We start from the raw sequence: 25,615 nt of genomic DNA on the forward strand, positions 1-25,615 counted from the left end.
GATAAATCAAAAAATACGCTCTATTTGAGCAGCCGGTTAAGAACTCTTGGCGTTGGCATCATCTGTGTACTCAAACACCTTCACCACTTTGTCGACGCCGCTGGTGGTGCTGGCAATTTCCGCGGCAGCGCTGGCTTCAGTGTGGTTCACGATGCCCATCAGGTAGACCACCTTGTTTTCCGTCACCACCTTGACCCAGTTCGGCTGGAATTTCTTGGCTTCGATGATGCGCGTTTTTACTTTGGAAGTAATCAAGGTGTCGTCCGTGCGCGAACTGAACGAAGTGGGCTCAGCGATAACCAATTCGTCAACCACATTTCGCACATTTGGAATATCTTTTACCAGATTTTCGATTCCCGATCTAACTTCTTCGGACGGTACTTCCCCGGTGAGCAGCACAATGCGGTTGTAGCTGGTGACATTAACGTGAATGGTGTCACTGTACTGCTTGAATTTCTCGGAAATTCGACTCTGCGCTTTCAGTTCAATGCCCTCGTCGTCGAGCATTGCCGCATTGGAGCGGCGATCTTCTGCAACCACCACCCCACCCCCTGCGGCAGTGCCGGCGACTAAAGCTACGCAGCCGTGCAGCATGGGAACGCTTACGACCAGGATAACAAACGTCAAGTGGCGCATCAATCGACTCCCAGCAGTAAACAATCAATAGCATCGCACAGACAATGCAGGGTCAACAAATGAACTTCCTGAATGCGCGCCGTACTGTTTGCCGGTACGCAGATATGTATGTCTTCAGAGGCAAGTATGTCGGCCAACTGCCCTCCGGACTTTCCCGTGAGCGCGACCACCCCCATTTGCCGCTCGTGGGCGGCGCGCACTGCCTCCAGAATGTTCCGTGAATTTCCACTCGTGGTGATTGCCAGCAGCATGTCGTTCGCTTGTCCCAGAGCCAGCACCTGCTTGGAGAATACCTGGTCATAGGTGTAATCATTGGCAATCGACGTGAGCGTTGAGGTGTCAGTGGTAAGCGCGATCGCCGCAAGTCCGGGACGTTCCATTTCGAAGCGATTTAACATTTCGGCTGCAAAGTGCTGAGAGTCGGCAGCCGAGCCACCATTGCCGCAACTAAGAATTTTTCCATCACGCATGAGGCATTGCGTCATGCGCTCGGCGGCTCCCGCAATGGGTACCGCCAAGGCGTCCATTGCCTGCAACTTGAGGTGCGCGCTGTCGGAAAAATGTCCGCTGATTCTGGCGATTAAATCCATTTGCTTATCCCGATTGGCTTCGCGGTATCATATTGTGCGATATTTTGCGGCTATTCTCCAAACGCGTTTTTTATCCACTCTATTTCCTGCTTGCTTACTCCGCTTAGCAATACCGCATCAAATCGGCAACGCGGGGTGTTTTTGCTGGATGCAAGGTAGTGGCGCGCGGCTCTGAGCAGCTTCTCCCGCTTTTTGGCGGTAATGCTTGCTGCGGCACCGCCGAAATTGCCGCTGGTCCGCAACCGTACTTCTGCGAACACCAGCGTATCACCATCCCGAAGAACAAGATCTATTTCGCCGAAGCGGCAACGGTAGTTAGCTTCGAGCAACTCAAGACCCTGCTTTTGCAGAAATATCGCGGCAACGCGTTCTGCTGCTATGCCGTCAGTGTTTCGGTTCATTTAGCACAACGGCTTGACCCCGATAAAATATCGCAGGGGTGAGTTTGCGTACGAACTGATGGTCGGGGTTGAGGCTAATCTTGCCGGTGACGCCATCCAGGGTATAGCGCGAATTCGGGTCAATTGTGGATAAGTCTTGGGAAATGCGGAAAGCATCTATGCCCAAAGCATAAAGCCGTTCCAAATCCACGATCACAGCATTCTTCGGACGAGGGTAGATCATTACCGCTGGATGATCGGATTGCAGAAGCCACGGCATATCGACAAAGCGTATACCATTAAGGTCCAGATTCAAAGTTCCCAAACCGTTTCCACTGAAGATCTGTGAGGTGCCGTAGATGTTTACGTCCAAATCGATGTAAGGCCGTACCAGCCGCGCATTTTTCGCTTCAAGCGCAAGGAAAATCATGTCGGCGTCGCTCGTTTCCGCTGCCTGCTTGAGCGCCAACAAGCTGTCCTGCTCACCGTTGAATACGAGCTGTCCCGCAACAACACCACCCAGTTTCTGCCATTCGTCTGCGAATGCCTCCTGCATGCGTTTGTCCAGCGGCGTGTCGGCGCAAATGATGAGCGCTTTGCGCCCGCCATCGTGCCAGGCCAAGTTGGCAACTTGCCGAGCCTCGCTTTCAACCTGCAAGCTGAGAGTAAACATATCGGGTGGCAGCACCGGAGAATCTTCCGGCACATTGAGTGCAAGTGTCGGAACGCGCACCAACCCGCTGTTGGCCAGAGCAGAAACACCGTCTCGGGTGAGCGGACCCACTACGACTTGCGCTCCGGCGGTGAGCGCGAGCTGATAGGTTGCCAGGATCTCATCGCTTTGCGCGGTTGTTGCATAGACTCGCACCGGCAGACGGCTGCCACCCTGGCCGTTGGCAGCCGCCATGAAGCCCTGGCGGACAATCTCTGCAGCGGCGCCGAACGAGTCTGATTTAAGGGGCAGGATTAAAGCAACATGCGGACTAGGCGGATTGGCTTGAGGGTTTATATCAGGAGACTTAACAGGCGCAGTTTGCCCTGCTTGCGGCACTGCATTTTCAGCGCGGGTGGCAAATGTTATGGCGCATCCGTATAGTATCGCCAACAGCGTCAGCAGAAAGGCCGGCAAGCGTTGCATTCAATACATGACAAGGCGGGTAAGCCGTTATTATATGTAGTTGCTACCCCGATTGGAAATTTGCAGGACATCACGCTGCGCGCGCTCGAGGTATTGAAACAGGTGGACATTGTGGCCGCGGAAGACACACGTGTCACTTCGCGCCTGCTAAAGCATTTTCAAATCCCCGCGAAAATGATGGCGTTGCAAGAACATAACGAAAAGCGCGCGTCTGAAAGGGTGATTGCGCTGTTACAGCAGGGAAAATCTGTCGCTCTGGTCAGCGATGCGGGGACACCCACAATCAGCGATCCCGGTGCCATCGTCGTAAGCCGCGTGCGCCAGGCCGGATTCCGCGTGGTTCCGGTGCCCGGCGCAAATGCCGCAGTGAGCGCACTGTCGGTTTCAGGGCAGGACGTGTCGCATTATCTATTTTACGGATTTTTACCCAGCAAGCCGTCGGCACGGCGCCGCGAGTTGGGAGATCTTGTGACCCTGCCTTTTATGCTAATTTTTTACGAAGCGCCGCACCGCATTGTGGAAAGCATCACCGATATGCAAGCCGTATTTGGCGGCGAACGCGGCATTACCATTGCAAGGGAGCTCACCAAATTGTTCGAGAATATTTACACCGGAACACTGAATACGGCACTCGAATGGTTAAGACGGGATCAAGATCATCAGAAAGGTGAATTCGTTTTGTTGGTTTCAGGGACCGGGAAGCCCGCGGCATCTCGCAACGATGCGACGCGCATGTTGACGATCCTGTTGCAAGAGCTATCGGTCAAGCAGGCGGTGAAACTCGCTTCCCAAATTTGCGGCGAGAGCCGCAAAACACTTTACGCAGCGGCCCTGGAAATCAAGGGTAAGCCTTGACGGCATAGCGAGACAATAAAAGGATCAGGCGATTGCAGAAAATAACTTTCACCCGTCCGGACGATTGGCACGTGCATTTGCGCGATGGCGATGCGATGCGCGCCGTGGTCGCGCACACTGCACGGCGCTTTGCGCGCGCCATTATCATGCCCAATCTTGAACCGCCGATTACGACTACTAAATTGGCAAAGGCATACCACAGACGGATTCTTGCCGCGCTTCCCAAGCGATTAACTTTCGAGCCCTTGATGACCTTGTATTTGACTGCCAAAACCGAACCGGGTGAGGTTGTCAAAGCCAAACAAAGCGGAATTATTCATGGCCTGAAGCTTTATCCTGCCGGCGCGACGTTCCATTCAAGCTCCGGTGTCACCGATCCGGGTGGTTGTTTCGCAGTGCTGGAGCAAATGGAGAAGCAAGACATGCCTCTACTGGTGCATGGTGAAGTAACGGACCCAAGAGTGGATATTTTCGACCGCGAGAAAGTGTTCATCGAGCGCGTTTTGTCACAGATCACGCAACGCTTTCCTCGGCTGCGAATCGTATTCGAACATATCACTACGAGCGAGGCGGTGGAGTATGTAACACGTGCGTCAGATAATGTCGCGGCAACGATTACCGCTCACCATTTGCTGCTCAATCGCAACGCGATGTTTTTCGGCGGCCTGCGTCCGCACCATTATTGTTTGCCGCTGTTAAAGAGGGAAACACACCGGCAATCGCTCATCAAAGCGGCGACCAGCGGTAATCCTAAATTTTTCTTGGGAAGCGACAGCGCTCCGCATTCAAAAAACGCCAAACAAGCAGCGTGCGGCTGTGCGGGAATTTATTCCGCGCATGCGGCAATCGAACTTTATGCCGAAGCCTTTGAACAAGCCGGCGCACTGGACAAGCTTGAGGCATTCGCAAGCTTGCACGGCGCCGATTTTTACCGGCTGCCGCGAAATAGTCAGAAAACTGTACTTGTCAGGCGCAGATGGAAAGTACCCGACTCCCTGCGTTTCGGGAAACAAAGCCTGGTGCCGTTGCGCGCTGGTGAATTTGTCGACTGGCGCCTGGTTTAGCAACGCATGTAGTTAGGCAGTTGAAAGCTGCGTACACCGCGGCATTCGTCGCGCCAATATCAAGCAACGGACAAGTTCTGTGAGCAGAGGGTTATTCCAACCCGCGAACATGCACACGATTTCATGGAAACGCTGGAATAGTTGGTTCCACACCGCGCGACGCTGCTTCCGGATGGCCCTTTTCAACGAGTTCGTGTATTTGTTCAACTTTGCGCGCAGGAACGTCTATCATCATGAGAATCTTTCCATCCGCGATGTCTTTTTCAAACATCTGGAGCTTCGAATTCGGAACCGCGCTAGCCACCAGGCTGGAAATCCAGGCGCCTATAAGAGCGCCAATTAAAGTCGCGATCAACACCGTTATCAATTGCAGGGTTTCACCTTCGGGCGGCGCAAATATAATCAAAATACCGACCGCCGCGCCCCCGACACCGCCCAGGATGAGTCCCAATTCCGCACCGTGCACAATGTCGGTCTTTTGCAAGGCGTTCGCCTCGTGCAGATCTCCCATTGGAGTGCCGCGTCGCGCCAGACAGTGGATATGGGTTTCTTGGATGCGTGCCAGCAAAAGATCATTCATCGTTTGCTGGGCACTCGCAACATCCGGAAGGATAAAATACAGTCTTCTTCTCATATGAACCTCCGTTGCAGTCAAGCTGGAAATTTCTTAACCACACTCACATTCGAGCGCTCAATTCGACGAAAAGTTGCGCGCTGTCGTGCTCTTTTAAGTTGTAAGATGATTTTAGTACTCTAGAAGTGGTGCGCGGATCCGATTATGTCGCATTCACAATCGCGCATTTTGCCACCCTGTGAAACTTTCCCCGTGTTAACATTAAATTTGAAGCTGGCCAGACAGTCGCTGTACGTATGTTCCATATGTATAGAGGAAAGTCCGGGCTCCGCAGAGCAGGATGCCGGCTAACGGCCGGACGCCGCAAGGCGATGAAAAGGGCCACAGAGACGAGTCGCAGCCGACGCGATCCGCGCCGCTGCGGGTGAAACGAGGTAACCTCCATCCGGGGCAAGACCAAGTAGGGAAGCGATGACGTGGCTCGCGTAGCTTCCGGGTAGGTTGCTTGAGCGTGCGAGCAATTACACGCCTAGAGAAATGACTGTCGAGGGAGCCATCCCTAACAGAACCCGGCTTATCGGCCAGCTTCTTCCAATTTCCCCAGTTTTCCCTTTAATTCTCATCGGCGCTCGACATTGCGCAGCTGTTCCCCGGTTTTCGTGCAATTCTCACCCATCTAATTATTTATAAAGGGGAATTGCGCAAGTTAGACGAAACATCACTTAAGTATTTGTCGCAAAAAAGAAAAGGCTTGATCTTATGCTTGACCTCTTGTTTTTTTTAATCTAGAGTGGGAAATAGTAGTAAAAGATGGGTTTCACAGCAAAATCCGAATCATATTTTGGGGGGAGTATGTTTCAGGGAGCGTCAACGATCAATTTGGACGCGAAAGGCCGCCTCGCCGTCCCGACGCGACATCGTGACGCTCTGCAAAATCAAAGCACGGGAAAACTCGTGCTAACTGCGCACCCCGACAGCTGCCTCCTCCTTTATCCCTACGCAGCTTGGGAACCGATTCGAGTAAAAGTTATGGGCTTCCCAAGCCTGGACCGCCAGGCAAGCCTCTGGAAGCGCTTATTGGTTGGATTTGCCGAAGAGGTGGAGCTTGACGCAGCGGGACGCGTGCTGATTTCTCCCGAGCTTCGAACTTTTGCGGCTCTCGAGAAACGCGTGATGATGGTCGGCCAAGGCAGCCATTTTGAAATATGGAACCTGGAAGCCTGGAATAAACAACTGGAGCAACTTACAACGCAAAACAACAACACGCTGCCACCAGGCATGGAGAATTTTTCGCTCTGAGTTCGTAAATGAACTCACAGCATATAGCAGTTCTGTTGGATGAAGCGATCAGGGCGCTTAACGTACGGCCTGACGGAGTTTACGTGGATTGTACTTTCGGACAGGGCGGCCATAGCCGTGCAGTTCTGGGAAAACTCGCGGCTAACGGACGCCTGATTGCGCTGGATAGAGATATGACGGCGGTTGCCGCAGGGCGCGCGATTACCGATGCTCGTTTTTGCATTGTGCACGGCGCGTTTGGCGCATTGCGCCAAACGCTTCGGGAACTGAATGTACATCAGGTGGACGGAGTGTTGTTGGATCTTGGGGTGTCTGCACCGCAGCTACAACAAGCGGCGCGCGGCTTCAGCTTCCGCATTGACGGGCCGCTCGATATGCGCATGGATACCACTCGCGGGCAAACGGTCGCGCAGTGGCTGGCTCGCGCGTCCGAAGAGGAGATCAGGGAGGTCATAGAAGAATATGGCGAGGAACGGTTTGCTAAACAGATTGCAAGAAAGATTGTTGCGGATCGAGCGCGGGGACCTATTAGTACCACACGGCAGCTTGCCCAGATCGTGGCAAAAGCCGTTCGCACGCGCGAGCCAAACCAGGACCCGGCGACGCGCACATTTCAAGCTCTACGGATTTACATCAATCAGGAGCTCGAGGAATTGTCGATAGCATTGCCGCAGGTGGTGCAAGTGCTTCGACCATTCGGCAGGTTGGTTGTCATCAGCTTTCACTCGCTTGAAGACCGGTTAGTGAAGCGTTTTATGCGTGACATGGCGAAATCCGATTCTTTACCCGAGAAGTTGCCAATACGAGCCTCGGATATGGAGCAACCCCAATTGCGCGTGATCGGGAGGCCGATCAGACCCAGCACGCAGGAAATTCGGGCTAATCCTCGCGCGCGCAGCGCGGTAATGCGCATTGCCGAGCGTACGCAAACAACAAGAAATCCGGGCGCGGCAAGCCTGGGTGAAACTCTTTAACAATCTCAGCCGTGACCAGACTGAACCTCTTATTGGCGCTTATAACCATAGCCTGTGCGCTGGGTGTCGTGACATCGCAGCACAAAGCGCGCAACTTGTTTGCGGAACTGCAGAAGCAACAAGAATTATCGAGTCAACTTGACGTGGAATGGGGACAACTTCAGCTTGAGCAGAGCACTTGGGCGACGCACGCGCGCATTGAAAAGATCGCCAGTCGAATTTTGCAAATGCACGTGCCCGATGCCAAGCATACCCAAGTGATCACGCGCGAGCCTATTCCAGCGGGGAGATCGCATGAATAGCCACGCCAACCCCGCCCTGAGGCTAAGACTGCCGGCGTGGCGGGCGCGCATGGTTCTGCTTGCGGTAATGGCCTGGTTTTGCGTCCTCGCCGGACGCGCATTTTACCTGCAAGGTATGCATAACGATTTTCTGCAGCAAGAAGGAGACGCCCGCTACAGCCGCGTAATCGAAATCACGGCCCACCGCGGGATGATTACTGATCGCTCCGGCGAGCCGCTGGCGATCAGTACGCCAGTGGAATCAGTATGGGCGAGCCCGGCCGACGTCGAGATCACGCCCCAAAAACAGAAGCAGTTGGCAAGATTGCTCGGAATCGACAACACCGAGATCAGCAAACGCCTGCATGAACGTGACCGGGAATTCGTGTACCTGAAGCGCCAGCTTTCCCCGGAAGATGCAGCCAAAATCGTGCAGCTGGGAATTCCCGGCGTGTTTTTGCAGCGCGAGTATCGACGTTATTACCCGGCAGGCGAGGTCATGGCGCATTTGTTGGGATTCACCGATATAGATGACAACGGCCAGGAAGGGCTGGAGCTTGCGTATCAGGATTGGCTTGCCGGCAAGCCGGGCAGCCGCCGCGTCATCAAGGACCGGCTCGGACACATCGTCGAAGACGTGGAGAGCATCAAAGTCCCACAGGAAGGGCACGCGCTCACGCTCAGCATAGACGGCAAAATTCAGTATCTCGCCTACCGCGAGATTAAGCAGGCGGTGGAAATGCAGCGCGCCAGGGCCGGTGGAATTGTGGTGCTGGATGCTAGGACCGGCGAAGTGCTGGCGCTGGCTAGCGTGCCTTCTTACAACCCCAACAACCGCACTAAGTTTAATCCGCGGCGCACACGCAACCGGGTTATCACTGATTTATTCGAGCCGGGTTCCACCCTCAAGCCGTTTACCATTGCGGCTGCGCTGGAAGCGGGAGTAGTCACGCCAAACAGCGTGATTGAAACTGCCCCTGGGGAATTCAACGTGGGCAACGCGACCATTCACGATGCGCACCGCGAAGGGGCGCTGACGGTGGCGCAAATCATACAGAAATCAAGCAATATCGGCGCGGCGAAAATTGCGCTGTCGTTGACGTCGCAATCACTGTGGAACATTTTCAACCGCGTCGGGTTCGGTACGACGCCGCGCTCGGGGTTTCCGGGGGAGGCGTCCGGAAAACTGCGTTCCTATAAAACCTGGCGACCGATTGAGCAGGCAACCATGTCCTACGGCCATGGCATTTCGGTGAGCCTCATACAGTTGGCACGAGCCTATACGATTTTCGCAACCGACGGCAAATTGCTTCCCCTATCCCTGTTGAAGCTGAACTCGGCGCCGAGCGGCAACCGGGTCATTTCGGCGGCAACTGCGCGCGCGGTGCGCAACATGCTGGAACTGGTCGTGGAACCGGGTGGCACCGCACCGCGCGCGCAGATACTCGGTTATCGCGTCGCCGGGAAGACCGGAACTGCTCACAAACTCGAAGATGGAAGCTATGTTGGTGATCGCTACGTGTCTTCGTTTGTTGGAATGGCACCTGCTTCAGCCCCGCGCTTGATCGTTGCCGTGATGCTGGATGAACCCTCGGCTGGCGAATATTACGGCGGGATTGTCGCCGCGCCGGTATTCAGCCGAGTTACGGCGGGAGCCCTGCGTTCGCTGGATATTCCGCCCGATGCGCCAGCCAACACCGTTTTACCGCCTGCTGATCTGCCTGTGGTGAAGGAGGAAGTATGAGTTGCGGACCGGCAGACGCCACGGACGTGGAAGCCAACGTCTTTCAGCGCTTGGGCGTAAAAGTGCAGCGTCTGGCCACCGACAGCCGCAAAGTGCAAGCAGGGGATACGTTTTTGGCGTATCCGGGCGAAACGTTAGACGGGCGCAAATTCATTGCGCAAGCGATCGCGGAGGGCGCGAATTCAGTGCTGTGGGAAAGCGAAAGTTTTGACTGGAAACCTGAATGGCATGTGGCGAATCTGGGCGTCAGGGGGTTGCGCAACAAGATTGGCGGACTTGCAAGTTACATATACGGTCAGCCGTCGCAGAAACTCTGGGTCATTGGGGTCACCGGCACCAACGGTAAAACCTCATGCAGCCACTGGATTGCGCAATGCTTGACACAACTCGGAAAAAAAACCGCAGTGCTGGGAACACTCGGTAATGGTTTTCTCGACACGCTGGAGCCTAGTCTCAATGCGACGCCCGATGCGGTGTTATTGCAGGCGCAGTTGGCAAATTTCGTGGAACAGGGGGCGCAGTGCGTGGCCATTGAGGTTTCTTCGCACAGCCTGGTGCAGGGACGGGTCAACGGCGTGGAATTTGATATCGCGTTGTTCACCAATCTTTCGCGCGACCATCTGGACTATCACGGCAACATGAAGGCTTATGCCGCGGCCAAAGCCAGGCTATTTCATTGGCCCAGTCTGCAGTACGCCATCATCAACATCGACGATCGTTTTGGCGAGGAGCTCGCCGGCGACCTGAAGCAAGCACCGGTAACGGTTCTCGGTTACGGCCTGGGGAAAGGCCAAATTTCCGGTCACCACTTAAATTTGAGCAAGCACGGGCTGAACCTGGAAATTGTTACGTCGTGGGGCCAGGCGAAGTTGCAAAGTCGCATGCTCGGCGCCTTTAACGCAAGCAATTTGTTGGGCGTGCTTGCGACACTGCTCGCGAGCGAAGTACCTCTGGTGGATGCGGTACGGGTGTTGGGCGAAGTGCGGGCAGTTCGCGGGCGCCTGCAAATGTTGAGCGAGAAGGGCAAGCCGACGGTAGTCGTGGATTACGCGCACACCCCCGATGCGCTGGAAAAGGTGCTGCACGTGCTGCGTGGAATTTTAAACGGCGGGGGAAAGGCGAAATTAATCTGCGTGTTTGGCTGCGGCGGTGAACGCGACCGCGGCAAACGCGCGCTGATGGGGGAAGTGGCGTCGCGTTTAGCGGACTTTTCGATTGTTACCAACGATAACCCGCGTGGCGAAGCGCCGAGCGCGATTATTGAGGACATCGTGAGCGGCATGCAGCCTAATCACCGTGTAATCGAAGACCGGGCCGTGGCGATCGAGCGCGCGATAGCTGAGGCGAACGAACGCGACCTCGTGCTGATCGCCGGCAAGGGACACGAAATGCATCAGGAGATCAACGGAGTGAAATTGCCGTTCAACGACCTCGAGGTGGCGAAAAACGCGCTGCATCAGAAAGCTTAATAAGCTCCATGCTTGATTTGCAGCAAGCGGCGGCGGCGATAAGCGCAGTTGTAAAAGGAGAAAATGTGACATTTTCTGCAGTGAGCTCGGATACGCGTACCCTGAAAAGCGGAGAGCTTTTCGTCGCGCTCAAAGGCGAGCACTACGATGGTCGCGATTTTCTGGTTCAGGCGCGTCAAAAAGGCGCCGTCGCCGCGCTGGTCGCCGAAGCAGAACCTGCAAATATTAGCGGATTGCCGCTGCTCGTTGTAAAAGATACGCGCGCATCGCTGGGAATGCTCGCGGCGTATTGGCGCAGCCGCTTTGACATTCCCGTTGTCGGGTTGACCGGCAGCAACGGCAAGACCACGGTTAAAGAGATGCTTGCAAGCATCTTGCGCATGGCCGCGGGATCACCGCATGCGGTACTCGCGACCCGCGGCAACCTCAACAACGACATCGGCGTACCACTTACCTTGCTGGAAATGCGCAGCCACCATCGTTATGCCGTCATTGAAATGGGTACCAACCATCCCGGAGAAATTTCCTATTTGACCCGCCTGACGAAACCTGATGTCGCGCTGGTAAATAATGCCGCGCGTGCCCATCTTTCAGGTTTGATTTCAGTGGAGCAGGTGGCGCGCGCCAAGGGCGAGATATTTGAAGGATTGTCCAAAAACGGCGTGGCGGTGATCAACGCCGACGATCAATACGCGGAATTGTGGCGCAGGTCTTGTGCGGACAGACGCGTTCTCGATTTCGGCTTCGACCGTCCTGCGGCGATCAGTGCGCGCTGCGCGCTGCGCGGCAGTGGAGCGGATCTCGAAGTGGAAACCGGCGCGGGTGAAATTCATATCAAGTTGCAAGTCGCCGGACAGCATAACGCCAGGAACGCTCTTGCTGCAGCCACTTGCGCGCTGGCTCTGGGTATCAAGCGCGAAGCAATCAGCGCCGGACTTTCCGCATTCGCCGGAGTCAAAGGAAGGCTGCAGCGCAAGCGCGGCAAAAGCGGCGCGCTGTTAATTGACGACACCTACAACGCCAACCCCGAGTCGGTGCGCGCCGCGGTAGACGTATTAAGCGCAGAAGCAGGGAAAAAAGTTCTGGTGCTGGGGGATATGGGGGAACTCGGCACACAGGGTCCGGCTTTGCATGAAGAAATTGGAACGCAGGCAAAAGACGCCGGTATCGACGTGCTGTATACGCTGGGCGAACTTGCGGCTGGCGCGGCACTGCAATTCGGCAAAGGGGGAAGGCATTTTACACAGATCGAGGAACTGCTCGCCGAAGTTGAGAAACTGCTAGCCCCGGATGTCGCGGTGCTGGTCAAAGGCTCACGCTTCATGCGAATGGAAAGAATAGTGGAAAGGTTGGCCGCTGAATGATTGGCTGTGATCCGGGTTTAACGCCCAAAAACGGAGTTGGAGTATGTTGCTTGCGTTAGCACAATGGCTTGCCCAGGACATGCGCGCATTCAACGTGTTCAATTACATCACGTTGCGCGCCGTGCTGGCGACGCTGACGGCATTGCTGATTTCTTTCGTCGTCGGTCCGGCGATGATTAAAAAGCTCACCGCCTATAAAATCGGGCAAGCGGTGCGTGACGATGGCCCAAGCTCGCATCTGAGCAAAGTCGGCACGCCGACCATGGGCGGCGCCTTGATTCTGGTGTCCATCGCATCGACTAGTTTGTTGTGGGCGGATTTGCGCAACCGTTTTATTTGGGTGACGCTGCTGGTCACGCTGGGCTTCGGCCTGATTGGCTGGGTCGACGATTATCGAAAAGTCGTGCGGCGCGATCCGCATGGGCTATCGGCGCGGAGCAAGTTTTTCTGGCAGTCGTTGATCGGTCTTGCCGCCGCGCTGTTTCTTGCTTTTAGCGCCACCTTGCCGGCGCAAACGATTTTCATTGTGCCGTTCTTCAAGCATGTCGCCTACCCGCTCGGCACCATCGGGTTTGTCTTCATGACATATTTGGTTATCGTGGGGTCAAGCAATGCGGTGAACCTCACCGACGGACTGGATGGTCTGGCCATCATGCCAACGGTGATGGTCGGCAGTGCACTCGGTGTGTTCGCTTATGTGGCCGGTCACGCGATATTTTCCAAATATCTCGGCTTTCCCTACATCCCCGGTGCCGGAGAGTTAACGGTATTTTGCGCCGCTCTCGCCGGCGCGGGATTGGCTTTCCTGTGGTTTAACGTCTATCCGGCGGAAGTGTTCATGGGCGATGTGGGTGCCCTGGGGCTCGGCGCCGCTCTCGGCGTGGTGGCGGTGATCGTGCGCCAGGAAATTGTCCTATTCATCATGGGCGGCGTGTTTGTGGTGGAAACGCTTTCTGTGGTGCTGCAGGTGGCCTCATTTAAATTGACCGGGAAACGCATATTCCGCATGGCACCGCTGCACCACCACTATGAATTAAAGGGCTGGAAAGAAAACCAGGTGGTGGTGCGCTTCTGGATCATCACCATGATGCTGGTTTTAATCGGTCTTTCCACGCTCAAACTGCGCTAACGGAAATGAATATTGAACTTTCGGGAAAAAGGATTTTAGTGCTGGGACTGGGCGACAGTGGCTTGTCCATGACGCGCTGGCTTCACCGTCACGGCGCGCAGGTGCGTGTGGCTGACAGTCGCAAATATCCCCCGCATGCGGAACAACTCGCCCGCGAAATGCCGCTCGTGGCGCTGGAGACGGGCACCTTCCGCAGCACCAGTTTCAATGGAATAGACGTGATTGCAATCAGCCCCGGCGTTGCCCTCCGGGAGCCTCGGGTTTCTGAGGCTCTTAACGCCGGGGTTTTTGTTGTGGGGGATGTGGAGCTATTTGCGCAGGCTCTCAAATCGCATGCTGAGACCAAGGTGATTGCTATAACGGGCTCCAACGGCAAGAGCACCGTGACCAGCATGGTGGGCGCGATGAGCCGGTCTGCCGGAATCAACACCGTGGTTGCGGGCAACATCGGTCTTCCGGTGCTGGATGCGTTGGCGCAGGTGGAAACGGCACTTAGCCACGGGAAAACTGCGCCCGATCTGTTCGTACTGGAGCTGTCCAGCTTCCAGCTGGAAACAACTTATAGCCTCGATGCCAGCGCAGCAACGGTATTGAACCTGTGTCAGGACCATCTGGACCGTTATGACAGCATGCACGAATACGCGGCAGCGAAGGCGCGCATTTTCTCGGGTCACGGGGTGCAGGTTGTGAACCGCGACGACGAAATCAGCGGGCGCCTTGCCGATCCCGCGCGAACTGTTCTGAATTTTGGTCTGGGGGAACCCGGTGGCGACCGGGAGTGGGGCATGGTTGTTTCCGGTGGAGAACCGTGGCTTGCGCAGGGCGAAATGAAACTAATGCCGCTTGGAGAATTGCCGCTCGCCGGTTCGCACAACGCAGCCAACGCGTTAGCCGCACTGGCGCTGTGTCGGGCGTGCGACATGGAATATGCGCCGCTGCTTGTGGCGCTCAAGAAATTTACAGGATTGCCGCATCGTATGCAAAAGGTGGCTGAAATCCGCGGCGTGGCGTTTTACGACGATTCGAAAGGCACCAATGTTGGCGCTACCGTCGCAGCGCTTTCGGGTATTGAGAAAAAAGCTGTGCTGGTTGCCGGCGGAGACGGCAAGGGTCAGGACTTTTCTCCGCTTAAATCGGCTATCGCCGCTCATGCCCGCGCGGTGGTGCTCATCGGTCGCGATGCGGACAAGATCGCCAAAGCCATTGCCGGCTGCGGCATACCGCTGCTGCGCGCCGCCGACATGGAAGACGCGGTGCTACTGGCTTTCAGCAAAGCGCAGCCGGGCGATGCGGTGCTGCTTTCGCCCGCTTGCGCGAGTTTTGACATGTTCCGCGATTATGAGCATCGAGCCGAAGTTTTCTCGCGCGCAGTCCAGGGTTTGCAAACTCAGCTCAAGGTTGGAGCGAATTAGATGGCCTACCAGCTGCAGAAAAAGCGCGCACCGCTCCAAGCATATGACGAATCGCTCGTTTGGGTGACGCTGTCGCTGCTGGGCCTAGGGCTGGTGATGGTGTATTCCGCATCGATTGCGATTGCCGAGGCCGGCAAATGGCATCAGCCGACATATTTTCTGATACGCCACGCGCTGTTTATCGGAGTCGGCGTCGCCCTGGGAGGGATGGCATATCAATTGCCGATGCGCCTTTGGCAACGCATGTCTCGTTACCTGTTCTTGCTAGGCGCGAGCCTGCTGGTACTGGTGCTGATACCCGGTATTGGTCGGGAAGTCAACGGCGGGCAACGATGGCTGCCGCTGTTTTTCGTTAACCTGCAGCCATCCGAATTCATGAAACTGGTAGTGGTGATTTATGCGGCCGATTACACGGTTCGCAAGGCTGCCTACATGCACAGCTTGCGCCGCGGTTTCCTGCCCATGTTGCTGGTGATGCTGCTGATCGGAGGGCTCTTGCTGCAGGAGCCGGATTTTGGCGCATTCGCAGTTATTGCCGCGATCGCAATGGCAATCCTGTTTCTGGGTGGAATGAACTGGAAGCTTTTTGCCGGATTGATCGTCATGCTTGTAATCGGTTTCCTGCTGTTAATCTGGACTTCGCCTTACCGCATGCAGCGCGTTGTCGGCTTCATGGATCCTTGGGCCGATCCTTTTGGCACCGGATACCAATTGAGCCATGCGTTGATTGCTTTCGGACGCGGTGAATGGTTGGGCGTCGGGCTTGGGGGCAGCGTTGAAAAACTGCTTTACCTGCCGGAGGCGTATACCGATTTTCTGCTCGCTGTGATCGCGGAAGAACTTGGATTCGCTGGCGTCATTGCAGTCATCGCATTGTTTGCGTGGCTGGTGATGCGGGCATTCGCCGTTGGCCGTCAGGCGACTTACTTGGAACGCTATTTTCCCGCGCTGGTGGCGCAAGGCATCGGCGTATGGATCGCTGTGCAGGCGATCATCAATATAGGAGTCAACATGGGCGTGCTGCCGACCAAAGGTTTGACTTTGCCACTCATGAGCTTTGGCGGCAGCGGAATGGTTGCAAACTGTATTGCAATTGCATTGTTACTGCGAGTGGATTGGGAGAATCGCCAGCTGATGCGGGGGAAACCGGTATAGATGAGCCGCACGATCTTAATCATGGCGGGAGGCACCGGCGGCCATGTGTTTCCCGCGTTGGCCGTGGCGGAGTATTTGAAGCAGCAGGGATGGCGCGTGGTATGGCTGGGCACGCGCAAAGGCATGGAGGCAAAGTTGGTTGCGCAGCAAGGATATGACATGGCATGGGTGAATTTCTCGGGAGTGAGAGGAAAGGGCGCGTTGCGCTTTTTGTTGCTGCCGATTGAGCTTTTGGTTGCGCTCTGGCAGTCGGCCCGCGTGATTTTCAGGCAGCGGCCGGATGTGGTTCTGGGCATGGGCGGTTACGTCGCTTTCCCCGGGGGAATGACGGCTTCCCTGTTGAACAGGCCGCTGTTGATTCACGAGCAGAATTCGATCGCGGGGTTGGCTAACAAAGTGCTGGCAAAACTCGCAGACCGAGTTTTAGTGGCGTTCCCTGGCGCATTCGGTGCCGCAAAACCCGCCAATCAAATAGTCACTGGCAATCCGGTGCGTAGCAGTATCGTTGCTCTTGCGCCGCCTCAAGCGCGCTATGCCGATCGTACCGGGAATTTGCGCTTGCTGGTCATTGGAGGAAGCTTGGGGGCGGAGGTTCTCAATACAACCGTGCCGCCTGCGCTGGCGCTTCTGCCGGCGCAGTCCCGGCCGATCGTTACGCATCAATCAGGCGCACGGCATCTGGCCGCGCTCAAGGAGGGCTATGCCCGCGCGGGCGTCGAGGCCCGCGTTGAGCCCTTCATCGACGACATGGCGCGCTGCTATGCGAAATCCGATTTGGTGATCTGCCGCGCGGGTGCGATCACAGTTTCTGAAATTGCCGCTGCGGGCATCGCCAGCATCCTGGTGCCCTTTCCGTACGCGGCAGACGATCACCAGACGCACAACGCTCGCTTCCTATCGGAGCGCGGCGCGGCGTGGCTGCTGCCGCAAAGCGAGTTGAGCCCGAGCTCGCTCGCCGACCTATTGCGGGGGATTAGCCGCGAGCAATTGCTGCAAGCCGCGAGCCGTGCTCGGGAGCTTGGGAAACCGGATGCCACCCAGTCGGTGGCACGGCAGTGCATGGAGTTGGCGCATGAGGCATGACCTCAGGTACATGCATTTCACCTGCGGAAGCGGGCCTGCCATGAATAGGAAGCTGGGGCCCGTCGACGTTGGTTCGACCGGATGCGACCGACCGCGAACGGCACGGACCTCCGACGCCGTGATGCAGATTCACTCGGACGGTCTGCGATGAAACACAAGGTAAAACACGTGCATTTCATCGGCATCGGGGGCTCCGGCATGAGTGGCATCGCCGAGGTCTTGCTCAATCTGGGGTTTCGGGTAAGCGGATCGGATCTTGTTGAAAATGCGGCGACCCACCGCCTGAAAATGTTGGGCGCGAAAATCCATCAGGGGCACGCGCAAGCGAATGTTGAGGGTTCTGATGTGGTGGTTTTGTCGACGGCGGTGAATGCGGACAATCCTGAAGTCACCGCGGCGCGCGCACGCGGCATTCCGGTGATTCCGCGCGCGGAAATGCTGGCGGAACTGATGCGTCTGCGCCAGGGCATTGCAGTTGCCGGAACGCACGGCAAGACCACAACCACCAGCCTGGTTGCCAGCGTACTGGCGGAAGCAGGGATGGATCCGACCTTTGTCATTGGTGGGCGGCTCGAAGCGGCGGGGTCGCATGCCAAGCTTGGCAGCGGCGAATTCATCGTGGTCGAAGCGGACGAATCGGATGCCTCATTCCTCTATCTGCAGCCGATAGTGGCGGTGGTGACCAATATTGATGCCGACCATATGGAGACTTACCACCACGATTTCGCAAAACTCAAGCAAGCGTTCGTGGATTTCATTCAGCACCTCCCGTTCTACGGAACCGCGGTGCTGTGCATCGACGATGCCAGAGTTCGAGAGATTATTCCGGCGATCAGCAAACCCGTCATCACGTATGGGCTTTCCGAGCGCGCACAAGTGCGCGCCGTGGACGTCGCCCATTGCGACGGGAAAATGCAGTTCCGGGTTACACGTCGGAATACCAAGGATTTGCCCGTCACGTTGAATATGGCTGGGGTGCACAACGTGCAGAATGCGCTTGCTGCCATCGTTGTCGGGATGGAACTGGGCGTTACAGATTACGCCATGGTCAAGGCGCTCGCCGAGTTCAAAGGTGTGGGACGGCGTCTTCAGCGCTACGGCGAGATTCGGCTGGAGCGCGGCGGCAGCTATACGCTGCTGGACGATTACGCACACCACCCGGCGGAAATTGCAGCGACACTTGACGCAGTGCACGGCGCTTTTCCCGGCAGACGCATCGTGCTGGCGTTTCAGCCCCACCGTTACAGCCGCACGCGCGACTTGTTCGATGACTTCGTCAAAGTATTGTCCTCGGTGGACGTCCTGTTGTTGTGCGAGGTGTATCCCGCCGGGGAAAAGCCGATCATCGGAGCCGATGGCAAGGCTTTAACGGAAGCGATCCGGCTGCGCGGCAAGAAGCCGATGTTCTTGGAGAAGATAGCCGAGCTTCCCCAGGCGATTCGCAACAACGCGCAGTCCGCGGATCTGGTGTTGACGATGGGGGCGGGCTCCATTGGCGGAGTGCCGGCAATGCTCGCGCAGAGTGCTGCAGAGATACAGCATGCGAACCAGAGCTGAAATTCATGAGGATGATTCAACAAGACAACTTTAAAGAACTGCGCGGGAGTCTGCGGCTCAATGAGCCGATGGCGGACCATGTCAGTTGGCGCGCCGGAGGCAAGGCGGATCGCGTGTATATACCTGCCGACCTCGACGACTTAGCTGTTTTTTTGGAAACTTGCAGCGACGATGAGGCCATACATATGGTCGGACTCGGCAGCAATCTTCTGGTGCGCGATGGCGGCGTGCGCGGCACGATTATTCTGCTGCACGGGGCCGTGCAGCAATTGCGCCTGGAGCCCGGCGCACAGGAACACGGAATGATCTACGCCGAAGCCGGCGTGGCCAGTCCCAAGGTAGCGCGTTTCAGCGCGGTAAACGGCTTTCAAGGTGCCGAATTTCTCGCTGGAATCCCCGGCACAATAGGCGGCGCCCTGGCGATGAACGCGGGCTGTTATGGAAGCGAAATCTGGGAAATTGTGGCGCAGGTGTTGAGCATCAGCCGCGACGGAGCGCTGAATCTGCGCCGCCCAGCAGATTACGAAACCGGTTACCGCTCTGTGGCGCTGCGTTCGAGAGCTGAGGAGTGGTTTGCCGCAGTGTGGCTGAAATTGGCGCGTGGGAACAGCGTTGCCGCGCAGGAAAAAGTCAGGGAGCTGCTTAAGCGCCGCATTATGAGCCAGCCACTGAATGAGCCAAACGCGGGATCGGTATTCCGCAACCCGCCCGGGGTGTTTGCCGCGCAGTTGATCGAACAATGCGGGCTAAAAGGCGCGCGGGTCGGCGATGCGGTGGTATCGAACAAGCACGCCAACTTCATTGTTAACACCGGTGCGGCCACGGCTGCAGATATTGAGGCGTTGATTGAGAACGTGCGGATCGCCGTGCGGCAGAAATGTGGAATTGAACTGGAAACCGAAGTGCGAATCATTGGCGATGCGTGAGGGCCAGGACGCGTGGAGCAAAGAATTAGCAGCGTGACATTCGGAATAGTCGCGGCGCTTGCCAGTGGGCGCGCCGGACTCGGACTCGCGAAGCGTGGGGCGGGAAGGCGAAGCGCTGGCCACCCGGGGCGAATTCTTACTCAAGGTGGGACCGTATGAGCCCATTTGGCAAGGTTGCAGTGCTCATGGGTGGCCGTTCAGCGGAAAGAGAAATTTCGCTCATAAGCGGCAACGCGGTGCTCGCTGCACTCAAACGCCGCGGAATTGACGCAAATGCTTTCGATCCCAAGGAACGGCCACTGGAACAACTGCGAAACGACGGTTTCAAGCGCGTCTTCATCGCGCTGCACGGCCGCCTGGGCGAAGACGGCACAGTGCAGGGAGCATTGCAAATGATGGACATCGCCTATACCGGCAGCGGCGTGATGGCGAGCGCGCTGGCGATGGATAAATGGCGCACCAAGCTGGTATGGCGGGCGGCAGGGATTACGACCCCGCGCTGGGAATTGATGAGTGCGGATAGCGACTTTAAAAAAATTGCGCAGAAACTTGGATTGCCGTTAATGGTGAAGCCCTCGCGCGAGGGTTCAAGCATCGGTATGAGCAAAGTGGTAAAGCGGGAGCGGTTGCGCGCAGCGTACCGCCTGGCCGCAAGGCTCGACAATGTAGTAATCGCAGAGGAATTCATCAAAGGCATCGAATTGACCGCTTCCATTCTGGACGGTCAGGCGCTGCCCCTAATACGGGTGGAAACACCGCGCCCGTTTTACGATTACCGTGCGAAATATTTTGCCAGCAGCACACGCTATATCTGCCCATCCGGGATCAGTGCACAGCAGGAAAAAAAAATTCAGGAGAAGGCGCTGCAGGCATTTCGGATATTGGGCTGTACAGGCTGGGGCAGGGTAGACCTGATGCTGGACGGGCGGACACCTTATTTCATCGAGGTGAATACGGTGCCGGGTATGACTGACCACAGTCTGGTACCGATGGCGGCGCGTGCCGCTGGAATAAGCTTCGATGATCTGGTGATGAGGATTTTGGAGTCGGCGCATGTGGAATAAGCCTTACATGATGCTATGGACCGCCAATTTGCTTTATGCGCTTGCCGGTGTACTTGCGCTTTTCGCGGCGTTTAGCGTTGCGATCCGGCTTCCGTGGTTTGAACTTCGAGAAGTGGTCGTGAGTGGAGAGCTTGACCACGTTACGCGCGGGCAGCTGCAGCAGGCAGCGAGGCAGCTCCGCGGGAATTTTTTCACACTGGACCTGAATCAGGCGATGAGCAGCTTCGAAAAACTGCCGTGGGTGCGCAGTGTTAGCTTGCGCCGCCATTGGCCGGATAGTTTAGAAGTTGTGTTGCAAGAGCAAGTGCCTTTGGCGCGCTGGGACGGCGGTGGCCTGGTCAACACGTACGGCGAAGTCTTTACGGGCGAGAGCGGCCGAAGTCTGCCACTTTTTTCCGGTCCTGAAGGAAGTGCGCCGGATATCACCAGACAATACTTGTTATTCAGCCACGTTCTCGCGCCCCTCAAGCTGCAGCCCGTGGAGGTTCAGCTGTCGCAGCGGGGCGCCTGGCAGATCTTGCTGGACAACGGTTTGCTGCTGGTGCTGGGCAGAGAACGCACCGAAGCGCGACTCGAGAGGTTCATCGCCGTTTACCACGACACCATAGGTAAGCTTCCATGGCAGCCGTCATATGTGGATTTGCGCTACGACAATGGCTTCGCGCTGCGCGAGCCTCAGGCGGTGCGACAACAGAATGAGCCCGTCAAGCAAGACAAAAGCGGGCCCGAACGAGACAAGTCATAAGAGATGCCGATAAGCCGGGCGAAAGATAACAAAAACCTAATAGTGGGCCTTGATATCGGGACCACGAAAATCGCTGCGATTGTCGCCGAAATTTGTCCGGAGGGCGGACTGGAGATCATCGGCATGGGCAGCGCGCCATCGCGCGGACTGAAGAAAGGCGTGGTCGTAAATATCGAATCCACTGTGAATGCTATCCAGCGCGCGCTGGAAGAAGCGGAGTTGATGGCCGATTGCAAGATTCGTGAGGTCTACACCGGGATCGCCGGCAGCCATATCAAAAGTTTCAATTCGCACGGCATGGTGGGAATCAAGGATAAAGAGGTTGCGCAGATCGACGTGGAGCGCGTTGTGGAAACAGCCAAGGCGGTGAACATACCGACCGATCAGCAAATTCTTCACATCCTCAATCAGGAATTCATTATCGACGGTCAGGAAGATGTGCGCGAACCGCTTGGCATGAGCGGAGTGCGCCTGGAGGTAAAGGTACACATCGTGACCGGGGCGGTTTCCGCCGCGCAGAACATCATGAAGTGCGTACGGCGCTGTGGCCTTTCGGTGTGCGATTTGATATTGCAGCCCCTGGCTTCGGCCACGGCGGTGCTGTCTGAAGACGAAAAGGATCTGGGCGTATGTCTAGCCGATATCGGCGGCGGCACTGCGGATATCGCCGTGTTCACTCACGGAGCAATCCGCCATACCGCGGTGATCCCGATCGCCGGCGATCAAATCACGAACGATATTGCGATGGCGTTAAGGACGCCGACCAAGGACGCAGAGGACATCAAACGACGCTTTGGCTGTGCGCTGCGGCAGCTGGCTGATCCTCACGAAATGGTAGAGGTTCCCGGTGTCGGAGACCGCGGTCCTCGCCAATTATCCCGGCAGACATTGGCAGAAGTCATTGAGCCCCGCGTCGAGGAACTTTATTCGCTGGTGCAGGCGGAGCTGCGCAGAAGCGGCTTTGAGGAACTGCTTTCATCAGGAATTGTAATCACCGGCGGTAGTAGTGCCATGCAGGGCATGGTGGAGCTGGGCGAAGAGGTATTCCACATGCCGGTCCGGCTCGGCATGCCGCACTATCTGGGCGGGCTTGCCGAGGTGATACGTCATCCGCGTTTTTCCACGGCGGTGGGCTTGCTGCTGCTCGGCATGCAGCAGCGTGCGCGTCAGGAGCTGGTGAAGCTGCAAAGCGGATCTTTGCGCCCGGTATTCGACCGCATGAAGCATTGGTTCCAAGGGAACTTCTGATTATCGAAATCAGGGAAGACACCGATGAAATGACAAAGGCTATCGGTAACCAGGGTCAGTTTTACTGTAGTTGAGATCATCGTCATAAAGGAGATGTACATGATTGAGATTGTTGATACACAATCGCATGAAGCGGTAATCAAGGTAATAGGAGTTGGTGGCTGCGGAGGTAATGCCGTTGATCACATGATCAACCAGGGGGTAAAAGGCGTGGAATTTATAAGCGCCAACACCGATGTGCAAGCGTTGAAGCGCAACCAAGCGAAAGTCCAGCTGCAGATGGGTTCTTCGGTTACCAAGGGTCTTGGAGCAGGAGCCAATCCCGAAATCGGGCGCGAAGCCGCGCTGGAAGATCGCGAGCGAATCGCGGAGCTGATACAGGGTACCGACATGCTGTTCCTGACTGCGGGCATGGGCGGAGGCACCGGTACGGGTGCCGCGCCTGTGGTCGCGGAAATCGCCAAGGATCTGGGCATCCTCACCGTGGCGGTGGTGACCAAACCGTTCGCATTTGAAGGCAAGCGCATGCGGATCGCGCAGCAGGGTATTGAGGCCCTGTCTCAGTACGTGGATTCATTGATCGTGATTCCCAACGACAAACTGATGCAAGTGCTGGGCAACAAAATAACCCTGGATGCTGCTTTCCAAGCGGCCAACGATGTGCTGCACGGCGCAGTGGCCGGCATAGCGGAAATCATAAGTTGCCCGGGCATGATTAACGTCGACTTTTCCGACGTGCGAACGGTGATGGCGGAAATGGGCATGGCGATGATGGGTTCTGCCAAGGCTTCGGGCGCCGACCGCGCTGAGCTGGCCGCGGAACAAGCGATTGCCTGCCCGCTGCTCGAAGGGGTCAATATATCCGACGCGCGCGGAGTACTGGTCAACATCTCCGCCAGCAAAGCGAGCTTCGAGTTGCAGGAAATGTATGACGTGATGGACGCGATCAAGGCCTTTACGGCCGAGAGTGCGACCGTGATTGTCGGAGCGGTCTACGACAATGAACTGAAAGACGACATTCGGGTCACAATCGTTGCGACCGGCCTTAATTCCCCGAGCAGCAATAAGCAGGACAAGCCTTTGAGCGTCGTGAAAACAGGGACCGACGCGGCAGACATGGTGAATTATGCGGAGCTTGAGACGCCGGCGGTGGTAAGAAGGCGCAATCGTGATGCCACCATCGAAGCAATGCGGCAATCGGGTGTAGAGATGCTCGACATCCCCGCATTCTTACGCAAGCAGGCGGATTAACAGCAAAAAGCCAGGCTGGCGGGAGTGGCATATTGCAGCGCATCGTGATACGATTGCAATTCCTGCTGTATGAGTAACTGTTTATTTAGAAAGCGTTCTTGACAAATGATAAAGCAGCGCACGCTCAAAAACATCATACGTGCAACCGGTGTCGGTCTGCACACCGGAGAAAAAGTCTATCTAACCTTGCGTCCCGCAGCGCCCAATACCGGAATAATATTTCGCCGCGTTGATCTTCCACAGCCGGTGGAGATCAAGGCAGATCCGCACCAAGTGGGCGATACGCGCCTATCGTCGTGTCTGGAGAAGAGCGGCGTCAAAGTATTCACCGTAGAACATCTGATGTCGGCTTTTGCCGGATTGGGAGTTGACAATGCCTACGTCGACCTCTCCGCGCCGGAAGTGCCGATCATGGACGGCAGCGCCGGCCCATTCGTGTTCCTGCTCCAGTCCGCGGGAATCGAAGAGCAGAATGTACCCAAGAAATTTATCCGCATTAAAAAGTCCGTCGAGCTGATAGATGGCGATAAATGGGTGCGCTTTGAACCGTATAATGGTTTTCGCGTTCATTTCAGCATTGATTTCGACCACCCGCTTTTTGAAAGCTCAAACCAGTCGGTCACAGTGGATTTCGCAACCACGTCCTATATAAAGGAAGTCAGCCGCGCCCGTACTTTCGGGTTCATGCAGGATGTTGAAAATCTGCGCTCGATGGGGCTCGCATTGGGCGGTAGCCTGGATAATGCAGTGGTCATGGACGAGTTCCGAGTGCTCAACAGTGACGGTTTGCGCTACGACAACGAGTTCGTCAAACACAAGGTGCTGGATGCCATCGGCGATCTATATCTGCTCGGGCATCCGTTAATCGGCTCTTTCAGCGGCCATAAGTCCGGGCATACCCAGAACAACGCTTTGTTGCGCCGCCTGCTCGCGGAGTCCCAAGCCTGGGAATTTGTGAGTTTTGAACGCAGCGAGGAAGCACCGGCGTTTCTCAGACTGCAAGCGCAGCTCGCCTGATCTTCCTGTTCTGATTTTCCAATCGCGGCCGAAGCCAACCGGTCGGAAGCGACGTTCGGCGAAACGGGTGCCGTTTGGTCATACTCAGATTCATGGCGTTCGTGGGGCTGATTACCATCGCGCTTTCCATAGCGATGTGGCTGTTCACTCGCAATCCCCGCTACCTGAATTTTACCTGGCAGTTAGTCAAATTTCTTGTAGTCTTCGCCGTGGTGGTAATGGCATTGTTTGTGCTAGAAAGGCTGATCTTGGTCATATGATGCCCGGGCCAGGAATCTCTCGAGTGAACTGCGCAGAGGTGATGGAGGGAGCCTCGCCGCAAGCTCCTGTAAATGGCCCAGGGCTTTACCGCTCAAGCCCACTTTGCGACGGGGTGGGGCCGGGGGGTGCGGGGGTTGCACTTCTACGCGAATTGCAGTAACCTTGTATCCCCGCTTCTGAAAATTAATTAATAAACTTGGGGTTAGCTGTTTCAGTTTCGCGGCCACGGCCCCATTGTCCGCGAACAATAGCAGCGAACTGTGCGCGAACCGGCCCACCCTTCCGGATAGCGCCAGCGGCTTCGGCGCAGACTCGGTAAACACTTGTTGCATTTCAATCAGGCATTGAGCTTGCTTCACGAGTGAATGCAGGGTAGGCGTGGCGTCCAAATAAGAACCG

At 56.2% G+C, this 25,615-nt stretch carries 25 protein-coding genes and 1 other RNA gene; 21 read left to right on the plus strand and 5 right to left on the minus strand.

What is annotated here, in order from left to right:
* Positions 1-36: 36 nt before the first annotated feature.
* Genes VLV32_05105 through VLV32_05120 form a run of 4 tightly spaced genes read right to left on the minus strand, consistent with a single transcriptional unit; the run spans position 37 to position 2,744 of the window.
* On the minus strand, positions 37-636 hold the full coding sequence (locus VLV32_05105) for a BON domain-containing protein (protein HUL41267.1): 600 nt from the start codon (positions 634-636) through the stop codon (positions 37-39).
* Complete coding sequence (locus VLV32_05110) at positions 636-1,226, minus strand: phosphoheptose isomerase (protein ID HUL41268.1); 591 nt, start codon at positions 1,224-1,226, stop codon at positions 636-638. Before VLV32_05110 ends, VLV32_05105 begins: the two co-directional genes overlap by 1 nt.
* Positions 1,227-1,276: 50 nt before the next feature.
* Positions 1,277-1,627 (minus strand): YraN family protein, encoded by a 351-nt coding sequence (locus VLV32_05115; GenBank protein ID HUL41269.1) that lies wholly within the window; start codon positions 1,625-1,627, stop codon positions 1,277-1,279.
* Positions 1,611-2,744 (minus strand): penicillin-binding protein activator, encoded by a 1,134-nt coding sequence (locus tag VLV32_05120; GenBank protein ID HUL41270.1) that lies wholly within the window; start codon positions 2,742-2,744, stop codon positions 1,611-1,613. Before VLV32_05120 ends, VLV32_05115 begins: the two co-directional genes overlap by 17 nt.
* On the opposite strand from VLV32_05120, the gene rsmI reads away from it, so the two are divergent.
* On the plus strand, positions 2,739-3,599 hold the full coding sequence (rsmI, locus tag VLV32_05125) for a 16S rRNA (cytidine(1402)-2'-O)-methyltransferase (GenBank protein ID HUL41271.1): 861 nt from the start codon (positions 2,739-2,741) through the stop codon (positions 3,597-3,599). The genes VLV32_05120 and rsmI overlap by 6 nt on opposite strands.
* A gap of 32 nt (positions 3,600-3,631) precedes the next feature.
* Positions 3,632-4,663: a dihydroorotase gene (pyrC, locus tag VLV32_05130; protein HUL41272.1), complete on the plus strand. Its 1,032-nt coding sequence runs from the start codon at positions 3,632-3,634 to the stop codon at positions 4,661-4,663.
* A gap of 121 nt (positions 4,664-4,784) precedes the next feature.
* On the opposite strand, the gene VLV32_05135 is transcribed toward pyrC, so the two are convergent.
* Positions 4,785-5,297: a DUF1269 domain-containing protein gene (locus tag VLV32_05135; protein ID HUL41273.1), complete on the minus strand. Its 513-nt coding sequence runs from the start codon at positions 5,295-5,297 to the stop codon at positions 4,785-4,787.
* A 209-nt stretch (positions 5,298-5,506) separates the two neighbouring features.
* Here VLV32_05135 and rnpB point away from each other — a divergent pair.
* From rnpB to VLV32_05230, 19 genes are all read left to right on the plus strand, one after another.
* Positions 5,507-5,830: RNase P RNA component class A (gene rnpB / locus VLV32_05140), an RNA gene on the plus strand.
* A 259-nt stretch (positions 5,831-6,089) separates the two neighbouring features.
* Positions 6,090-6,536 carry a division/cell wall cluster transcriptional repressor MraZ gene (gene mraZ, locus VLV32_05145; protein HUL41274.1) on the plus strand — a complete coding sequence of 149 codons (447 nt, stop codon included), beginning with the start codon at positions 6,090-6,092 and terminating at the stop codon, positions 6,534-6,536.
* Positions 6,537-6,544: 8 nt separating this feature from the next.
* Positions 6,545-7,510 (plus strand): 16S rRNA (cytosine(1402)-N(4))-methyltransferase RsmH, encoded by a 966-nt coding sequence (rsmH, locus tag VLV32_05150; protein ID HUL41275.1) that lies wholly within the window; start codon positions 6,545-6,547, stop codon positions 7,508-7,510.
* An 11-nt stretch (positions 7,511-7,521) separates the two neighbouring features.
* Positions 7,522-7,812: a cell division protein FtsL gene (gene ftsL, locus VLV32_05155; protein HUL41276.1), complete on the plus strand. Its 291-nt coding sequence runs from the start codon at positions 7,522-7,524 to the stop codon at positions 7,810-7,812.
* The gene (locus tag VLV32_05160) at positions 7,805-9,535 is read left to right on the plus strand and encodes a penicillin-binding protein 2 (GenBank protein ID HUL41277.1); all 1,731 of its coding nucleotides are present in this window, start codon (positions 7,805-7,807) and stop codon (positions 9,533-9,535) included. Before ftsL ends, VLV32_05160 begins: the two co-directional genes overlap by 8 nt.
* On the plus strand, positions 9,532-11,004 hold the full coding sequence (locus VLV32_05165) for a UDP-N-acetylmuramoyl-L-alanyl-D-glutamate--2,6-diaminopimelate ligase (protein HUL41278.1): 1,473 nt from the start codon (positions 9,532-9,534) through the stop codon (positions 11,002-11,004). The genes VLV32_05160 and VLV32_05165 overlap by 4 nt, the downstream gene beginning before the upstream one ends.
* Positions 11,005-11,012: 8 nt before the next feature.
* A complete protein-coding gene (gene murF / locus VLV32_05170; protein HUL41279.1) occupies positions 11,013-12,368 on the plus strand; it encodes a UDP-N-acetylmuramoyl-tripeptide--D-alanyl-D-alanine ligase in 1,356 nt (451 codons plus the stop codon).
* A gap of 43 nt (positions 12,369-12,411) precedes the next feature.
* Positions 12,412-13,497 (plus strand): phospho-N-acetylmuramoyl-pentapeptide-transferase, encoded by a 1,086-nt coding sequence (gene mraY, locus VLV32_05175; GenBank protein ID HUL41280.1) that lies wholly within the window; start codon positions 12,412-12,414, stop codon positions 13,495-13,497.
* A 5-nt stretch (positions 13,498-13,502) separates the two neighbouring features.
* Positions 13,503-14,909 carry a UDP-N-acetylmuramoyl-L-alanine--D-glutamate ligase gene (gene murD, locus VLV32_05180; GenBank protein ID HUL41281.1) on the plus strand — a complete coding sequence of 469 codons (1,407 nt, stop codon included), beginning with the start codon at positions 13,503-13,505 and terminating at the stop codon, positions 14,907-14,909.
* Positions 14,910-16,064, plus strand: coding sequence for a putative lipid II flippase FtsW (ftsW, locus tag VLV32_05185; GenBank protein HUL41282.1), 1,155 nt, complete (start codon positions 14,910-14,912; stop codon positions 16,062-16,064).
* Positions 16,065-17,147 (plus strand): undecaprenyldiphospho-muramoylpentapeptide beta-N-acetylglucosaminyltransferase, encoded by a 1,083-nt coding sequence (gene murG, locus VLV32_05190; protein HUL41283.1) that lies wholly within the window; start codon positions 16,065-16,067, stop codon positions 17,145-17,147.
* 147 nt (positions 17,148-17,294) lie between these two features.
* Positions 17,295-18,704 carry a UDP-N-acetylmuramate--L-alanine ligase gene (murC, locus tag VLV32_05195; protein HUL41284.1) on the plus strand — a complete coding sequence of 470 codons (1,410 nt, stop codon included), beginning with the start codon at positions 17,295-17,297 and terminating at the stop codon, positions 18,702-18,704.
* 5 nt (positions 18,705-18,709) lie between these two features.
* The gene (gene murB, locus VLV32_05200; protein ID HUL41285.1) at positions 18,710-19,630 is read left to right on the plus strand and encodes a UDP-N-acetylmuramate dehydrogenase; all 921 of its coding nucleotides are present in this window, start codon (positions 18,710-18,712) and stop codon (positions 19,628-19,630) included.
* Positions 19,631-19,785: 155 nt separating this feature from the next.
* Positions 19,786-20,694, plus strand: coding sequence for a D-alanine--D-alanine ligase (locus VLV32_05205; protein HUL41286.1), 909 nt, complete (start codon positions 19,786-19,788; stop codon positions 20,692-20,694).
* On the plus strand, positions 20,684-21,439 hold the full coding sequence (locus tag VLV32_05210; GenBank protein ID HUL41287.1) for a cell division protein FtsQ/DivIB: 756 nt from the start codon (positions 20,684-20,686) through the stop codon (positions 21,437-21,439). Before VLV32_05205 ends, VLV32_05210 begins: the two co-directional genes overlap by 11 nt.
* 3 nt (positions 21,440-21,442) lie before the next feature.
* Complete coding sequence (gene ftsA, locus VLV32_05215) at positions 21,443-22,687, plus strand: cell division protein FtsA (GenBank protein ID HUL41288.1); 1,245 nt, start codon at positions 21,443-21,445, stop codon at positions 22,685-22,687.
* Positions 22,688-22,786: 99 nt separating this feature from the next.
* Positions 22,787-23,938: a cell division protein FtsZ gene (gene ftsZ / locus VLV32_05220; protein ID HUL41289.1), complete on the plus strand. Its 1,152-nt coding sequence runs from the start codon at positions 22,787-22,789 to the stop codon at positions 23,936-23,938.
* Positions 23,939-24,043: 105 nt separating this feature from the next.
* Entirely contained in the window at positions 24,044-24,955 is a 912-nt protein-coding gene (gene lpxC, locus VLV32_05225) for a UDP-3-O-acyl-N-acetylglucosamine deacetylase (protein HUL41290.1), read from the plus strand.
* A 74-nt stretch (positions 24,956-25,029) separates the two neighbouring features.
* The gene (locus tag VLV32_05230) at positions 25,030-25,215 is read left to right on the plus strand and encodes a hypothetical protein (GenBank protein HUL41291.1); all 186 of its coding nucleotides are present in this window, start codon (positions 25,030-25,032) and stop codon (positions 25,213-25,215) included.
* Positions 25,216-25,615: the final 400 nt, after the last annotated feature.

It is taken from the genome of Burkholderiales bacterium (assembly GCA_035518095.1).
Lineage (GTDB): Bacteria > Pseudomonadota > Gammaproteobacteria > Burkholderiales > JAHFRG01 > JAHFRG01.

Excerpts from the sequence above, each read along its gene's own strand:
- VLV32_05120 (HUL41270.1), bottom strand. The coding sequence starts at position 2,744 with ATGCAACGCTTGCCGGCCTTTCTGCTGACGCTGTTGGCGATACTATAC.
- mraY (HUL41280.1), top strand. The coding sequence starts at position 12,412 with ATGTTGCTTGCGTTAGCACAATGGCTTGCCCAGGACATGCGCGCATTC.
- rsmH (HUL41275.1), top strand. The coding sequence starts at position 6,545 with ATGAACTCACAGCATATAGCAGTTCTGTTGGATGAAGCGATCAGGGCG.
- murD (HUL41281.1), top strand. The coding sequence starts at position 13,503 with ATGAATATTGAACTTTCGGGAAAAAGGATTTTAGTGCTGGGACTGGGC.
- VLV32_05165 (HUL41278.1), top strand. The coding sequence starts at position 9,532 with ATGAGTTGCGGACCGGCAGACGCCACGGACGTGGAAGCCAACGTCTTT.
- VLV32_05160 (HUL41277.1), top strand. The coding sequence starts at position 7,805 with ATGAATAGCCACGCCAACCCCGCCCTGAGGCTAAGACTGCCGGCGTGG.
- VLV32_05210 (HUL41287.1), top strand. The coding sequence starts at position 20,684 with ATGTGGAATAAGCCTTACATGATGCTATGGACCGCCAATTTGCTTTAT.
- VLV32_05115 (HUL41269.1), bottom strand. The coding sequence starts at position 1,627 with ATGAACCGAAACACTGACGGCATAGCAGCAGAACGCGTTGCCGCGATA.
- ftsZ (HUL41289.1), top strand. The coding sequence starts at position 22,787 with ATGATTGAGATTGTTGATACACAATCGCATGAAGCGGTAATCAAGGTA.
- ftsA (HUL41288.1), top strand. The coding sequence starts at position 21,443 with ATGCCGATAAGCCGGGCGAAAGATAACAAAAACCTAATAGTGGGCCTT.
- mraZ (HUL41274.1), top strand. The coding sequence starts at position 6,090 with ATGTTTCAGGGAGCGTCAACGATCAATTTGGACGCGAAAGGCCGCCTC.
- VLV32_05135 (HUL41273.1), bottom strand. The coding sequence starts at position 5,297 with ATGAGAAGAAGACTGTATTTTATCCTTCCGGATGTTGCGAGTGCCCAG.
- murG (HUL41283.1), top strand. The coding sequence starts at position 16,065 with ATGAGCCGCACGATCTTAATCATGGCGGGAGGCACCGGCGGCCATGTG.
- ftsW (HUL41282.1), top strand. The coding sequence starts at position 14,910 with ATGGCCTACCAGCTGCAGAAAAAGCGCGCACCGCTCCAAGCATATGAC.
- murB (HUL41285.1), top strand. The coding sequence starts at position 18,710 with ATGAGGATGATTCAACAAGACAACTTTAAAGAACTGCGCGGGAGTCTG.
- VLV32_05105 (HUL41267.1), bottom strand. The coding sequence starts at position 636 with ATGCGCCACTTGACGTTTGTTATCCTGGTCGTAAGCGTTCCCATGCTG.
- VLV32_05110 (HUL41268.1), bottom strand. The coding sequence starts at position 1,226 with ATGGATTTAATCGCCAGAATCAGCGGACATTTTTCCGACAGCGCGCAC.
- lpxC (HUL41290.1), top strand. The coding sequence starts at position 24,044 with ATGATAAAGCAGCGCACGCTCAAAAACATCATACGTGCAACCGGTGTC.
- VLV32_05205 (HUL41286.1), top strand. The coding sequence starts at position 19,786 with ATGAGCCCATTTGGCAAGGTTGCAGTGCTCATGGGTGGCCGTTCAGCG.
- murF (HUL41279.1), top strand. The coding sequence starts at position 11,013 with ATGCTTGATTTGCAGCAAGCGGCGGCGGCGATAAGCGCAGTTGTAAAA.
- murC (HUL41284.1), top strand. The coding sequence starts at position 17,295 with ATGAAACACAAGGTAAAACACGTGCATTTCATCGGCATCGGGGGCTCC.